This is a genomic window from Candidatus Pelagibacter sp. HIMB1611, from assembly GCF_052047715.1.
Classification (GTDB): Bacteria; Pseudomonadota; Alphaproteobacteria; order Pelagibacterales; family Pelagibacteraceae; genus Pelagibacter.
In genome coordinates, this window is record NZ_JBNAJM010000001.1 from 554431 (window position 1) to 569784 (window position 15354).

At 27.2% G+C, this 15354-nt stretch carries 16 protein-coding genes; 7 read left to right on the forward strand and 9 right to left on the reverse strand.

What is annotated here, in order from left to right; genetic code table 11:
* Positions 1-2 precede the first annotated feature (2 nt).
* Genes lipA through tpiA form a run of 7 tightly spaced genes read right to left on the reverse strand, consistent with a single transcriptional unit; the run spans position 3 to position 5990 of the window.
* Positions 3-920: a lipoyl synthase gene (gene lipA, locus ACTTAS_RS03135; protein ID WP_440678293.1), complete on the reverse strand. Its 918-nt coding sequence runs from the start codon at positions 918-920 to the stop codon at positions 3-5.
* Positions 910-1212, reverse strand: a complete 303-nt coding sequence (locus ACTTAS_RS03140; RefSeq protein ID WP_440678294.1) for an FtsB family cell division protein — start codon at positions 1210-1212, stop codon at positions 910-912. Before ACTTAS_RS03140 ends, lipA begins: the two co-directional genes overlap by 11 nt.
* Positions 1212-2468, reverse strand: coding sequence for a phosphopyruvate hydratase (eno, locus tag ACTTAS_RS03145; protein WP_440678295.1), 1257 nt, complete (start codon positions 2466-2468; stop codon positions 1212-1214). Before eno ends, ACTTAS_RS03140 begins: the two co-directional genes overlap by 1 nt.
* Positions 2465-3286 (reverse strand): 3-deoxy-8-phosphooctulonate synthase, encoded by an 822-nt coding sequence (gene kdsA, locus ACTTAS_RS03150; protein ID WP_440678296.1) that lies wholly within the window; start codon positions 3284-3286, stop codon positions 2465-2467. Before kdsA ends, eno begins: the two co-directional genes overlap by 4 nt.
* Entirely contained in the window at positions 3283-4899 is a 1617-nt protein-coding gene (locus tag ACTTAS_RS03155) for a CTP synthase (RefSeq protein ID WP_440678297.1), read from the reverse strand. The genes kdsA and ACTTAS_RS03155 overlap by 4 nt, the downstream gene beginning before the upstream one ends.
* Before the next feature lie 44 nt (positions 4900-4943).
* Entirely contained in the window at positions 4944-5243 is a 300-nt protein-coding gene (secG, locus tag ACTTAS_RS03160; RefSeq protein ID WP_075506676.1) for a preprotein translocase subunit SecG, read from the reverse strand.
* Positions 5244-5249: 6 nt separating this feature from the next.
* The gene (gene tpiA / locus ACTTAS_RS03165) at positions 5250-5990 is read right to left on the reverse strand and encodes a triose-phosphate isomerase (protein WP_440678298.1); all 741 of its coding nucleotides are present in this window, start codon (positions 5988-5990) and stop codon (positions 5250-5252) included.
* A gap of 56 nt (positions 5991-6046) precedes the next feature.
* On the opposite strand from tpiA, the gene ACTTAS_RS03170 reads away from it, so the two are divergent.
* The 7 genes from ACTTAS_RS03170 (at position 6047) to gltX (ending at position 13459) form a co-directional block, all read left to right on the forward strand.
* The gene (locus ACTTAS_RS03170; protein WP_440678299.1) at positions 6047-7468 is read left to right on the forward strand and encodes a SurA N-terminal domain-containing protein; all 1422 of its coding nucleotides are present in this window, start codon (positions 6047-6049) and stop codon (positions 7466-7468) included.
* Entirely contained in the window at positions 7465-8925 is a 1461-nt protein-coding gene (trpE, locus tag ACTTAS_RS03175) for an anthranilate synthase component I (RefSeq protein ID WP_440678300.1), read from the forward strand. The genes ACTTAS_RS03170 and trpE overlap by 4 nt, the downstream gene beginning before the upstream one ends.
* Entirely contained in the window at positions 8925-9491 is a 567-nt protein-coding gene (locus ACTTAS_RS03180; RefSeq protein ID WP_440678301.1) for an anthranilate synthase component II, read from the forward strand. Before trpE ends, ACTTAS_RS03180 begins: the two co-directional genes overlap by 1 nt.
* Positions 9492-9495: 4 nt before the next feature.
* Positions 9496-10488, forward strand: coding sequence for an anthranilate phosphoribosyltransferase (gene trpD / locus ACTTAS_RS03185; protein ID WP_440678302.1), 993 nt, complete (start codon positions 9496-9498; stop codon positions 10486-10488).
* Positions 10481-11272, forward strand: a complete 792-nt coding sequence (locus ACTTAS_RS03190; protein WP_440678303.1) for an indole-3-glycerol phosphate synthase TrpC — start codon at positions 10481-10483, stop codon at positions 11270-11272. Before trpD ends, ACTTAS_RS03190 begins: the two co-directional genes overlap by 8 nt.
* A gap of 89 nt (positions 11273-11361) precedes the next feature.
* On the forward strand, positions 11362-12039 hold the full coding sequence (gene lexA / locus ACTTAS_RS03195; RefSeq protein WP_262589277.1) for a transcriptional repressor LexA: 678 nt from the start codon (positions 11362-11364) through the stop codon (positions 12037-12039).
* A gap of 22 nt (positions 12040-12061) precedes the next feature.
* Entirely contained in the window at positions 12062-13459 is a 1398-nt protein-coding gene (gene gltX / locus ACTTAS_RS03200) for a glutamate--tRNA ligase (RefSeq protein ID WP_440678304.1), read from the forward strand.
* Here gltX and lpxB read toward each other — a convergent pair.
* Both lpxB and lpxI read right to left on the reverse strand, forming a co-directional pair.
* Positions 13439-14572 (reverse strand): lipid-A-disaccharide synthase, encoded by a 1134-nt coding sequence (gene lpxB, locus ACTTAS_RS03205; RefSeq protein WP_440678305.1) that lies wholly within the window; start codon positions 14570-14572, stop codon positions 13439-13441. The two genes, gltX and lpxB, sit on opposite strands and share 21 nt — an antisense overlap.
* On the reverse strand, positions 14569-15354 hold the full coding sequence (lpxI, locus tag ACTTAS_RS03210) for a UDP-2,3-diacylglucosamine diphosphatase LpxI domain-containing protein (protein ID WP_440678306.1): 786 nt from the start codon (positions 15352-15354) through the stop codon (positions 14569-14571). Before lpxI ends, lpxB begins: the two co-directional genes overlap by 4 nt.

Genomic DNA, 15354 nt, shown 5'->3' on the forward strand with positions numbered 1-15354 from the left:
AATTAATTTTTTATTCTGTTTTGTTGTAACTTAGCAAAATCCTCATCAGCATGATAAGAAGATCTTGTTAAAGGTGATGAGGAAACTAATAAAAATCCCTTAGCTTTTGCTATAGTTCCTAAATCATGAAATTCTTTTGGTGTATAATACCTATTTAATGGAAAATGTTTTGTTGATGGCTGCAAGTACTGACCGATAGTTATAAAATCTACATCAGCTGCTCTTAAATCATCCATAACTTGCAATATTTCATCTCTTGTTTCTCCTAACCCAACCATAATTCCAGATTTAGTAAAAATATTTTTATCAATTTTCTTTGCATTTTTTAAAAGCTCTAAGGATGCAAAATATCTAGATCCTGGTCTTACTTTTAAATAAAGACTGGGTACAGTCTCAATATTATGATTGAAAACATCTGGTTTGGCATCAATAACTTTTTTATATGCGTCCCCTTTTCTTAAAAAGTCTGGTGTTAAAACTTCTATAGTTGTATGTGGGTTTGATTTTCTTGTTTGGTTGATCACATCATAAAAATGTTCAGATCCTCCATCATGTAGATCATCTCTATCAACTGAAGTTATTACAACATGTTTTAAATTTAATTTTTTTACAGCTTGTGCAATTTTGATCGGTTCTAATGGATCTAAATTTCCTGGAACACCAGTTTTAACATCACAGAAAGCACACGCTCTTGTACATGTATCACCCATTATCATAAAAGTTGCGTGTCTCTTACTCCAGCACTCAGTAATATTTGGACAGTTTGCTTCCTGACAAACAGTTACTAAATTATTATTATTAACTATTGTTTTTGTTAAAAAAAATTCTTTGCTATTTGTAAGCTTTGATCTAATCCAATCTGGTTTTTTTTTAATTGGATTTATTGGCTTATTTTCTTTTTCGGGATGTCTACTTTTCATCTTTTTTAATTAAATAAATTGTTTCACCTTTTTTACCAAATAAAAATCTTTCTCTGATTAATATTTCCACATAATCTAAATCCAGATTTGTACTTAATAGAGAATTCTTATGATCAATATCCTCTATATTATTAATTAATAATGCCTCTTCTTTTTTCAAGTCAGACAAAAGTTTTTTTTTTTCAAAATATGAAAAAAGCCCTCTTTCTCCAGAGACTAAATTAAAAATAAAATAAAATATTAAAAAAATTGATGTTAATAAAAAATAATTTCTTTTTATTAATCTCAACATTAATTGATTTTATTCATTCTTGCCTTATTTCCAAGTTCTTCTTCAATACGAATTAATTGATTGTATTTAGCAACTCTTTCTGAACGTGCTAAAGATCCTGTTTTAATTTGATTAGAATTTGTTCCAACTGCCAAATCAGCAATGAATGTGTCCTCACTATCTCCGGACCTATGAGAAATTATTGTTTTATAACCGATAGTTTGAGCAAATTTAATTACATCTAGAGTTTCAGAAACAGTACCTATCTGATTAAGTTTAATTAATATAGAATTAGATGAAATATTTAAAAATCCTTTTTTTAATCTCTCAAGATTTGTAACATAAAGATCATCTCCCACAATCTGAACTTTTTTTACTGAACGCATTAATTTATTCCAAGCTAACCAATCATTTTCTGCAAAAGGATCTTCTATAGATTTAATTTTATATTTCTTGATAATTTTTTGGTATTCTTTAATTGATTTTTCAACGCTTACAAAACTTTTTGAATGGATTGAATATTTGTTTTTTTTTAATAGTTCATTTGCAGCCACATCCAAACAAATTGAAACATCTTTACCATTAACAAATCCAGATTTCTTAATTGCTGAAACAATCAAATCTAAAGCCTGGTTATTGCTACTAATCATAGGTGCAAAACCACCTTCATCACCAACTGAAGTAGAATAACCTTTGTTTTTTATTAAATTACTTAGGTTTTTAATTACAACAAAACAAATCCTCATTGCTTCTGAGAAACTTTTTGCTCTATCTGGTCGTATCATAAATTCTTGTATTCTAAGACCATTGTTGGCATGAGCTCCACCATTAATAATATTCATTAATGGATAAGGTAATTGAAAATTATTTTTTAAAAAAAATGTTTTATACAAAGGTAGTTTTTTTACTTTTGCAGAAAGTTTTTTTACAGCCATTGATACTGCAAGCATAGCATTTGCACCTAAATTGGTTTTTTGTCTCGTACCATCTAAATTAATTAATAAAGCATCAATTCTCTCTTGATTATGAACGCTTTGACCTTTTAATTTTTTTGAAATTTTTGAATTTACTAATTCAACAGCTTTTAAAACACTTTTACCTAAATACTTCTTGTTATTTTTATCTCGTTTTTCAAAAGCTTCATAAGTTCCGGTTGATGCACCTGATGGGCATATTGCAGATGCACTTAAATCATTTGCATACACCTCAGCTTCTATAGTTGGATTTCCTCGACTATCAAAAACTTGCCGTGCTTTAACTTTTGTTATTTTACTCACTTAATAAGCTTGTCAATTTCAGTTAATTGTTTTAGTAAATTTTCTAGTTTATATAGAGGAACCATGTTAGGTCCATCAGATGGTGCATTATCAGGATCTTGATGAGTTTCTATAAATACACCAGCAACCCCAACGGCAACAGCTGCTCTTGCAAGATACTCAACAAATTCTCTTTGACCTCCAGAAGACTCTCCTTGTCCTCCAGGTTGTTGAACTGAATGTGTTGCATCAAAAATAACTGGATAACCATTCTTAGCCATAATAGGTAAAGATCTCATGTCAGAAACCAAAGTGTTGTATCCAAAACTTGCACCTCTTTCAGTAACAAGAATATTTAAATTTCCTGAGTCTGATATTTTTTTTGTAACATTTACCATGTCCCAAGGAGCTAAAAATTGACCTTTTTTAACATTTATAATTTTATTTGTTTTTGCAGCAGCAATTAAAAGATCAGTTTGTCTGCAAAGAAAAGCTGGAATTTGTAAAACATCAACGTGATTAGCAACTACTGAACATTGCTCTGAATTATGAATATCAGTTAAAATTGGAACATTTAATTCTTTTTTAATTTTGTCAAACACAGGTAATGAAGCTTCCAAACCAGCACCCCTCTTACCTTTTAAACTTGTTCGGTTAGCTTTATCAAAAGAAGTTTTATAAATAAAACCTAAACCATATTTAGAAGTTATTTCTTTTATTTTTCCAGCCATGTCCATTGCATGCTGTTCTGTTTCAAGCTGACATGGACCAGCAATAATACAAATTTTTTTATCATTTGAAATTTCTATGTTCCCACAATTAACTGTAATACTACTCATTTATGATTTTTTGCTGCTTTGATAAATGAAGAGAATAAAGGATGAGGAGATAAAGGTCTAGATTTAAATTCAGGATGGAACTGAACTCCAATAAACCAAGGATGATTTTTAAGTTCAATTATCTCAGGAAGTTTATTATCTGGTGATAAACCAGAAAATATTAGTCCATTTTTCTCAAATTTTTCATTAAATGAAATATCCACTTCATATCTATGTCTGTGTCTTTCTTTGATTAATCTTGATTTATAGATATCTCTAATTTTAGACTTATCTTTTAAAATAGCATCATAAGAACCAAGTCTCATTGTTCCACCTAAATTTTTATCTGTACCTTTAACTTTTTTTCCACTTTTTTCCCACTCATTCATTAAACCAATTATATGAACACCACCTTTATCAAACTCTGAAGAAGTTGCTTTTTTAATTTTTAATTTATTTCTAGCAAATTCTATTATTGCCATTTGCATACCGTAACAAATACCTAGAAATGGTATTTTGTTAATTCTGGCATATTTAATTGCTTCGATTTTTCCCTCAGTTCCTCTTTTTCCAAATCCTCCTGGTATTAGAATACCTGAAACATTTTTAAGTTTACTTTTAATTTCTGAAACTTTTAGTTTTTCTGAATCAATTCTAACTAAATTTACCTTCAGGTTGTTTGTAATTCCTCCATGCGTTAAGGCTTCATCTAATGATTTATATGCATCTTTTAATTCTACATATTTACCTATTATCGCAATATTAACTTGTTTTTTTGTATTAAGTGTAATTTTAGTAATTTTCTTCCAAGGGTTTAGATTATTTGATTTTTTAGATTTTATTTTAAAGTAATCTAAAACTTGAATATCTAACTTTTCTTTAGCAAAACTAATCGGGGCTTCATAAATTGTTTTAACATCAACTGTTTCAATTACATTTTTAATATCAACATTACAAAATAGAGATATTTTTTTTCTGTGCTCCAAAGGTATTGGTCTTTCTGACCTGCAAATAATTATATCAGGTTGAATACCAATACTTCTCAATTCTTTTACGGAGTGTTGAGTTGGTTTAGTTTTTATTTCATCTGATGCTTTTAAATATGGAACTAAAGTTAAATGAATAAATAAAGCATTTTTTTTTCCAATATCATTTGAAAATTGTCTTATAGCCTCAACAAATGGTAAGCTTTCAATATCACCTACAATTCCACCTATTTCGCAAATTACAAAATCTTCTTTTGACGTATCGTATTTAATAAATTCTTTAATTCTATCGGTTATATGTGGAATAACTTGTACTGTCTTTCCAAGATATTCTCCTTTTCTTTCTTTCCTCAGAACATCGCTATAAATTTTTCCTGTAGTAATATTATCTGTTTTCTTAGCAGTAACTCCTGAAAATCTTTCATAGTGACCTAAATCTAAATCTGTTTCAGCGCCATCATCAGTTACAAAAACCTCTCCATGCTGGAATGGACTCATTGTTCCAGGATCTACATTTAAGTAAGGATCTAATTTTCTAAGCCTAACTTTGTAACCTCGAGATTGCAGAAGATATGCTAGCGATGCTGATGATAGACCTTTTCCAAGTGATGAAACCACGCCGCCAGTGACAAATATATATCGCGCCATGGAATTATCTTATAGCTAATAAAAAAAGAAATAGAAAGTATTAATTAATTATTTTCAGGAATTGATGGAGTATCTTCAGTTTTTTCTTCAACCGTGTCTAAAACTGATCCTGTAGGCGTTAATTCTGCTCTTGAAATTATTGTCAGCGCTAGGCTACAAATGATAAATAAAGTTGCAACTATCGCAGTTGCTTTGGTAATAAAACTACCAGCTGATCTCGATAGCATGAAATTTTCTTGTGAAACACCAATACCTAGAGCTCCACCCTCTGATTTTTGAAGTAGCACAAGCACTACTAAAATAAATGCAAGTATGATGTTAATTACAAGTAATAATGTTTCCATGGTGGACTAATTAATGGTTTTTTTAATTATATCAATAAATTTCTTTGAATTTTGTGATGCTCCACCTATTAAAAAACCATCTATGTCAGGAATTATTTTTAATTGATCAATATTTTTACTGTTAACAGAGCCTCCATATAAAACTTTTGGAGATTTTTTTCCAAATTTACTTTTTATAAATTTAATTGATTTAGACAGTTCCTGTGATGAAGGAATTAAACCAGTTCCAATTGACCATACTGGTTCGTACGCAATAATTATATCATTAATTTTTTTGATAGATTTTAATCCTTTCTTTAATTGACTATTCAAAACTTGATTAGTCTTTTTATCTCTTTTTTGTTTTAGAGTTTCACCAATACAAAAAATAATTTTTAAACCAGATTTAATTGAATTTTTTATTTTAAGATTAATTAGATTGTCATTTTCTCCAGCCATTCTGTTTTCAGAATGACCCAAGATCACATATTTTGCTCCAACACTTTTAAGCATTCTTGCATTAACCTGACCTGTAAAAGCTCCATAATCTAAATTTTGATGAGAATTTTGTGCACCAACTTCGATATTTGTTTTACTAAGTCTTTTTGAAATTGGGCGTATTAGAGTATTTGGAGGACAATAAATTAGTTTGAACTTATTTTTTTTATGACTTTTTGAGAATTTAATAACTTTATCTAATGAATTTATAGTTTTTAAATCTCCAAACATTTTCCAATTAGCTATAAAATACATATATTTATTTGTCATAATTGACTTTTTAATCTATAGATTTGTTTTTTACAGATCAATAAATTTATAACGTTATGGTTGAAAAATTAAAAAATTTAGGTTGGAAACAATTTGGTGGATTAGTTCTAATAATAATCATCATAATAGCTTTTGGCTTTGGTGGATTTGGCGGTGGCTTTAGTACTAACAATCAAAATAATATTGCTAAAATAAATAAAACTAACGTTACCACTCAAGATTTCATGGACTATGTTAATCAAAGTGGAATTTCACAAGAAGCGATAAGAAATAATTTAGACAACAACATTATAGAAGAATTACTATCAGGACTTATTTCAACAACTTTAATTGATCTAGAGATTGAAGATTTCAAACTTTCTATAAACGAAAGGACAATTTTAAAATATTTAAAAGACAATAAAAATTTTAAAAACGAGAATGGTGCTTTTGAAAGAATTAAATACGAAAAATTTTTACTTTCAAATAATATGTCTGCTCCTTTGTTTGAGTTGAAATTAAAAAATCAAGGTTTACAGAAACACTTATTTGATTTTATTGGTGCAGGTACTGTTACTCCTGAATTTCTAATAGAAAGTAAATTTGAAGAAAACAATAAATCATTATCTATTGAATACTTCGATATGGAAAATTTATATAAGATTAAAGATGATTATACATCAGATGAAATCAACACATTTATTGAAGAAAATAAAGATCAATTAAAAAGAGAATATATTGACTTCAAATATGTGGTTTTAAATCCAAAAAATTTAATTGGAATTGATGAATTTAATCAAGATTTTTTTAACGAAATTGATGCAATAGAAAATAAAATTTCTCAAAATGAAAGTTTTAGTTCGATAATCGAAAACATAAATGTGGATGTCAATAATATTAATGAATTTGCTCCAGATGAAAACACTAGTACGAACGAAAAGTTAATTTACTCTAAGAAATCAAGCAAATTAGATATATTTGAAAGTGGCGATAATTATATTCTTTATAATATAGAGAATGAATACGATCGTTCACCAAATCTAAATGATGAGATAGTAAAAAGTGAAATTGTCGAACTTATTTATCAAAAAGGTAAATTTGATTATAATAGAAAAATAATTGAAGAAATACAGAATGATGGATTTAATGAAAGTAAATTTACAGAGTTAAGTTCGGGTAAAATCCAAACTGGATTAATTAGTTCAATTAGTGATGATGGGCTGTTTGAAGTAAATTCAGTTAAAATGCTCTACTCATTACCTCAAAATTCATTTGCATTAGTAAACAATACTAATAATCAAATATTTTTAGTCAAAATAAAAGATATAAATAAAAATACTATAAATAAACAAGGTGAGGAATATAAAGGGTTTGTAAATTCACAAAATACAAACAAAAGAAAAAGTATTTTACAATCTTACGATACCCTGTTGAATAACAAATATCAGGTTCAATTGAATCAAAAAACTATTGATAGAATTAAAAACTATTTCAAATGATAATTAATCGAAGCTTCAAAGATTTTAAGTTTCGACATAGAAGCAAAAAAAATCAGATTATATACACTTCTAAAAAAGTAAATTCTGATGATGAAGTGATAAATTTAATTGATAATTTTTTAGAGGAAAAAAATAGTTTTATATTTGAGTCTGTTGAAAAAGGAAAAATTAAAGGTAGATACACAATTTTTGGTAAAGATCCTGATAAGATATGGGAGTTCAACAACCAAAAATCATATTTAATTACTGAAAATAAAAAAATCATTCTTAAAGATAAACCAGAAGAGTTAATAGAAAAAATTATTGAAAGTTTTAAATTTGATACACCTAAGAATTTACCTAAGATTTGTTCGCTAATTTCAGGTTATTTTTCATACGACTCTATTAGATACATAGAAAAAATTCCTAACTCATGTAAAAATGATCTTAATTTACCTGATGTAAGGTTGATGAGACCAAGAACCTTGGTTATTCATGATAATTTAAAAAAAGAAATATTTTATATAAGTAATGTTTTTAATGATGAAAAAATTAAAAATTATCAAAAAAAGTATGACGCTATAAAAACTGATCTATTTAAACTATTAATACAATCAACGATCAAAAATATTGATACAAAAAGAGTGTTAAAAGAAAAAAAAATTAAAGTTAAATCAAACACATCTAAAAATAAATTTCTTGCAATGGTTAATAAAGCTAAGAAATACATTAAACTTGGTGATATTTTTCAAGTTGTTTTAAGTCAAAGATTTGAAGCAAAATTAACAAAAAAACCTTTGGAAATTTATAAAAAACTTAGAGTAACTAACCCCTCTCCTTTTATGTTTTACTTCAACTTTAATGACTTCCAAATTATTGGGGCAAGTCCAGAAATTTTAGTAAGACTAAGAGATAATAAAATTACAGTTAGACCAATAGCAGGCACTAGACCAAGAGGAAAAAATAAAAAAGAAGATCTTTTTTATGAAAGAGACCTTCTTAAAGACAAAAAAGAACTTTCTGAACATTTAATGCTTTTAGATTTAGGAAGAAATGATGCTGGTAAAGTATCAAAAATAAATACTGTAAAGGTAACTGAGAGTTTCATAATTGAAAGGTACTCTCATGTAATGCATATAGTTTCCAATGTAGTTGGAGAGTATAATAAAAAGTTTTCAAAATTTAAATCACTATTGGCAGGATTTCCTGCTGGTACTGTTTCTGGTGCTCCTAAAATAAGAGCAATGGAAATTATTGATGAATTAGAAACATCGAAAAGAAAAGTTTACGCTGGTGGAATTGGATACTTTTCTGCTAATGGAGAATTTGATACTTGTATTGCATTAAGAACAGCTGTTGCAAAAAATAAAAAATTCTATGTACAAGCTGGAGCAGGTATCGTGGCTGATAGTAAGCCTATAAACGAATATGATGAAACAGTGAACAAGGCAAAAGCTTTGATAAATGCTTTAAGATAATGAGAATATTATTAATAGATAATTATGACAGTTTTACATTTAATCTTTATCATTACATTTCTTCATTTAATGTAAAAGTTGATGTTATACGAAATGATAAAATTAACTCTAAAGAAATATTAAGAAAAAAATATGATAAAATTGTTATTTCACCTGGACCTGGAAATCCAAATCAATCTGGAAATTGCATAAGCATTTTAAAATCATTACATAAAAAATTACCCTTTTTAGGTGTTTGTCTTGGACATCAAATTATAGGTCAAGTTTTTGGATCTAAAATTATTCAAGCAAAAAAATTAATGCACGGAAAAACTAGTAAAATTAAATCACAAAAAATTGGGATCTTAAAAAATCTACCTCGTACATTTGAAGCTACAAGATATCATAGCTTAGTTATTGATAAAAAAACTCTATCGAAAGATTTAGAGGTTACAGCTGAAACTGATGATGGGATGATTATGGCTATCCAACATAAGCAATTTAATATTCATGGTGTACAATTTCACCCAGAAAGTATTAAAACTAAGATGGGAATGAAAATTTTAAAAAATTTTATAAATTATTAATTTTATGGAAAAGATTTTAGAAAAACTTAAAAATAAAGAAAATTTAACATTTGAAGAAAGTAAATCGGCATTTGAAATTTTAATGACTGGTAAAGCTGATGAGGATCAAATCTATAATTTTTTAACACTTCTGTCTGAAAAAGGAGAAGTTGCAGATGAAATTGCTGGAGGTGTTTATGTGCTTAGAGAAAAATCTAAAAGAGTAATCGTTCAAGATTGCATAGATACATGCGGTACAGGTGGTGACGGTATGAACACTGTTAATATATCAACTGCATCAGCCTTACTTTTAGCTAGCATTGGTATAAAAGTTGCGAAGCACGGCAATAAAGCGGTATCTTCAAAATGTGGCTCTGGAGACGTTTTGGAAGCTCTTAATATTAAAATTGATTTAGAGCCGAGAGAAATAGAACAAGAAATAAGCAATAACAATTTTGGTTTCATGTTCGCTCCAAATTATCATAGTGCCATGAGATTTGTAGGTCCTATAAGAAAGAAAATTGGTAAAAGAACTATTTTCAACATGATTGGTCCTTTAAGCAATCCTGCTCTAGTAGAAAGACAGGTTGTTGGAGTATTTGACAAAAAATTGTTAAGAATTTTTGCGGAGGGATTAAAAAATTTAAATATAAAATTTGCATGGATAGTAAATAGCGAAGATGGATTAGATGAAATATCTCCTTATGCAAAAACAAATATAATACAATTGAAGAATGGAGAAATATCTGAAATCTTGGTTGATCCTAGTTCAATTGGTGTGAATGCAGAAAAATTTGAGAACTTAATTGGTAATGATGCAAAATTTAATGCAGAAAAAATGATTGAAATATTTAAAGGTAAAGATAATGATTTTTCAAAAGCAGTTTGTTTAAATGCTGCAGCCGGTTTAATTGTCGCAGAAAAGTTTGTTGATTTTGAAGAGGCCTATAATCATGCAAGACAATTTATTCTTTCAGGTAAAACTTTTTCACATTTGGAACAAATACAAAATGTCTGAAAACGTTTTAGAAAATATAATTAAAAAAAAAATCGAAAAAATTGATAATCTAAAAAAATCAATAGATCTTAAAAAATTAGATGAATTAATACAAAAAAATAAATCATACATAAATTTTAAAGATAAAATTGAAAACAATTTAAAAGAAAATAAAACTTCAATTATTGCTGAAATAAAAAAAGCAAGTCCTTCTGCAGGTGTTATAATTGAAGACTACAATCCAGTAGAAATTGCTAATATTTATTTAAAAAATAATGCTACTTGTTTATCAGTTTTAACTGAAGAAGATTATTTTTTAGGAAATTTAATCCATATAAGTAAAATAAAAGATAAGGTTAATTTACCAATTTTATGTAAAGATTTTTTTATTGATACTTTTCAAGTCCCGTTAGCCAAAAGTTATGGTGCAGATGCAATTCTGATTATTTTAGCTGGTGTCTCAGAGGATCTTGCAAACAATTTATATCAAGAGGCGTTGAAATTAGATATGTCAGTAATAGTAGAAGTACATACTGTTGAAGAAGCTCAAAAGGCATTAAATTTTAAAGATGCACTAATTGGTATTAACAACAGAAACTTAAAAACACTTAAAACTGATATAAATACAACCTATGATATTTATAATGTTATAAAAAACCATAAAGGACCTCTAATTTCTGAGAGTGGTATTAAATCTAAAGAAGAATTATTGGAATTAAATAGTAAGACTTCAATTAATACTTTTTTAATTGGTGAATCACTTTTGAAAAAATTGGATGAAAATTCAATTTTTTCAGTTTTGTAGTCAATTAAAGCCCTATTTTAATCACTTTTTTTAGTATTGTTAAAACAAAAGAACTTTTATAGAACATATTTTGTACGATATTTGTTCTTATGCTAACAAAAAAACAAAAAAACCTGCTTTTGTTTATCAACAAGAAGTTGAGAAGTTCTGGTGTATCTCCTTCTTACGAAGAGATGAAACAATCTCTAAACTTAAAATCAAAGTCAGGTATTCATAGATTGATTAGCGCCTTAGAAGAAAGAGGATTTATTAAAAGATTAGCTCATAAAGCGAGAGCTTTAGAGGTAGTAAAATTACCTGAAACAGCCTCAGCAAATGATATTTACAATAGTTTTTCGCCAAGTGTTATCAAAGGTGGTTTAGACGAAGAAATTAACAATTCTGATGAAATGGAAGTTCCAGTATTAGGAAAAATAGCGGCAGGTACTCCTGTTGAAGCAATACAAAATGAAGTTTCAAGAATACCATTACCAAATAATTTAGAAAAAAATGGAGATTATTTTGGATTGAAAGTTCAAGGAGATTCAATGATTGAAGCTGGAATCCACGAAGGAGATACAGTTATTATTAAAAGAACAGATACAGCAGATAATGGAAAAATTGTAGTCGCATTAATTGATGAACACGAGGCAATGTTAAAAAGAATTCGTAAAAAAGGTAAAGTTGTTGCATTAGAAAGTGCAAATAGAAACTATGAAACCAAAATATTTGGCCCTGATAGAGTTAAAGTTCAAGGTGTTTTGGTATCTTTATATAGAAACTTCTAAAAAAATAGTCTAAACATCACTGATGTCAAAAGTAGCAACTCGTTTTGCTCCCTCTCCTACTGGGGCTCTTCACATTGGTGGTGTTAGAACTGCCTTGTTTAATTGGTTATATTCGAAAAATCAAAAAGGCACTTTTCATTTGAGAATTGAAGATACTGACAAAGAAAGATCTAAAGAAGAACATAAAATACAAATAATTAAATCCTTAAATTGGTTAGGGATAAAACATGATGGTGAAGAATATATTCAGTCAAGTAAAATTGATGATCATGTAAAAATTGTACATGAATTATTAAAAAATGGGTATGCCTATAAATGTTACTGTTCATCTGAAGAGATAGAAGAGCAAAAAAAAAGAGCTAGACAAAAAAAAATACCTTATATTTACAACAGAAAATGGAGAGATGCAGGTGAAAAAGATGCTCCTAAAGAAATTAAACCTGTAATTAGATTTAAAAGTAAAATTGAAGGAAGTTCAATTCTTAAAGATTTAGTTCAGGGCGATGTTGAAATTGAAAACAGTACAATAGAAGATTTTGTAATATTAAGAAATGATGGAACTCCAACTTATAATTTGTCAGCAACTGTAGATGATCATGAAATGGGAATGACGCATATAATTAGGGGTGATGACCATAAAATAAATACTTTTAAACAAATTCAAATTTATGAAGCAATGAAATGGGGTGTGCCACTGTTTGCCCATATTCCTTTAATTCACACAATAGACGGTAAAAAATTATCCAAAAGAGATAATGCTTCAACATTGGACGACTATTCAAAAATTGGAATTATGCCTGACGCATTAAGAAATTATTTACTAAGACTAGGATGGTCATATCAAGACAAAGAAATATTTACTTTAGAGGAAAGTATAAAATTTTTTAACTTAGAAGGTATTGGAAAATCACCATCAAAATTAGATATGAGCCGTATTTTGTCAATGAATGAGTACTATATCAAAAATATTGATGAAAATGATCTGTATGATCATCTTTTGAGATATTGTGAAGAATATAAAGATAAAATTAATACAGAAAAAGCATCAAAAATAAAATCATCTTTAGTATTTTTAAAAAATAAAGCAAAAACACTGGAAGAAATATTTAATAATTCAAAATATATCATTAATGATGAGGTTAATTTTAATGAAAATGATTTAAAACTAATTGACAATAAATCCAAAAAAATAATCAATGAATTTCAAGATGAAATTAAAAACTTAGAAAGTTTAACTAGAGATAATTTAGAACCAATAGTCAACAACTTGATAAAAAAACATGAAACAAATTTCAAAGGTGTAGGCCAACCTTTAAGAGTGGCCCTAACAGGATCAAAGTTTGGACCAGGCTTATATGATATTGTTATATCTTTAGGTAAAGCAGATGTTGAGAAAAGATTAAGAAAGATACTTCATTAAAATAGAACTTGCCTCACCAGCAGATGAAGTTTTAGATCTGATGCCCTCTAAAGTTTTGGAGCACTCACTTACTTGTTTTTTCATTAACTCAGGGTTTTTAAGAAAATAAATAACAGACCTATAAATTTCATCTGCATTGCATTCTTTTTGAAGTAATTCAGGAATTATCTCACGATTATTAATTATATTTATAATATTTGCAAATTTTACATTAACTAACATTTTAAAAATCATAAAATTAATAAAACTAAGTTTATAAATAATAATTGATGGAACATTAAAATTACAAATTTGTAATGAAACAGTACCAGATTTTGAAACAGCAAAAATAGATTTAGACAAAATTTCAGATTTAATATTTTCATCAGACACTATATCAATATTTTCAAAGTTATATTTTTTTACATATTCTAAAATTAAACTTTTATTTTCTTCTGTTGCATGGATATAAAAAAAATATTCATTATGCTTTTTGTTCATTAATTTAATAAAATCCAATAATATAGGTAACAAAACATTAGTTTCAGAATTTCTGCTACCAGGAAATATAGATATTATTTTTTTATTTTTAGGTAAAATATTATCAACAATAGTTTTGTTATTTTGATTTATTTCTATTAGAGGATGGCCAACAAAAGTATTATTTATATTTTCTTCATCAAAGTATTTTTTTTCAAATTCAAACAATAAAAGAATATGATCAATAAATTTTTTAATTTTTTTAACTCTATTCTTTCGCCATATCCATACTTGAGGTGCTACATAGTGAATTGTTTTAATGTTATTATTAATTTTTTTAACCTTTTCTGCTACACGCAAAGTAAAATCAGGACTATCAACACTTAACAATAAATCAGGGTTAAACTTTATAATTTCCTCTACGGTTTTATTTATTTTTGATTTAATTCTAAAAATATTAAGCAATACACTTGTAAACCCCAAGTATGTAATTTCCTTCAAATCATATATAGAATTAATTCCTAGTTTCTTTAGGTGGGTGCCGCCAACAGATAAATATTCAATTTCAGAATTTTCTAGTTTTAATCTTGAAATTAAAGTTGATGCAAGTTTGTCTCCTGATGGTTCGCCAGTTAATACAAAGATTTTTTTCATATAATTTTAATAAAAATTTTATTTTTATTTGCAAAATTTATTACCTCTTTTTTATCGAGAAAAATATTCTTTTTAGATTTTAAAACTAGACCCTTTAATCCATATTTTTTTATATCTTTTAAAGTTTGCAAACCAACAGTTGGTAAATCCATTCTTAAATCTTGTTTATTTTTAGGTAATTTTATTAATATACCTTTTGAATTTTTCTTTACTTTTGAAAGCATTTTTTTTGTTCCTTGCCTTCCCTCTTTTGCAATTATTTTTTCATCTTTGACAACTAAAGCCTGTATATGATCCAAACTATTAATTTTATTGAAATAGTTTTTAGCTTTTTTAATTGAGTTGTTATCATTCTTATTAGGCTTATTTTTTGTATAATTTCCTTTTTTAAGAGATAGTTCTGGATTAAAATAGACAGAGCTAATAACTTTAATATCTTCATTTGCAAGAATCCTAATTATAGATTTTATAATTGCAGCATCACCAATTTTAGAAGCTCTAATAACACTTGGCATATAATATATACCTTTAAAATCTAATCTAAGTGATGTAAAATTAGGCTTTGCTATTTTACCTGCAAACAAAACTTTTTTAGATTTTTTTTGTTTAATTAATTTTATTATTTTTCCAAATTTACCAATGCTAATCCTGTAAGAGTTTTTATCTCTTTTAAATTTATTATTTTTTGAAAAATCTATAATAAAATATTTTTTTTTTAATTTTTTTATTTTCTTTAAAACTATTTCAGGGAAATCTGTATCACCTAAAAATAAACCAATCAT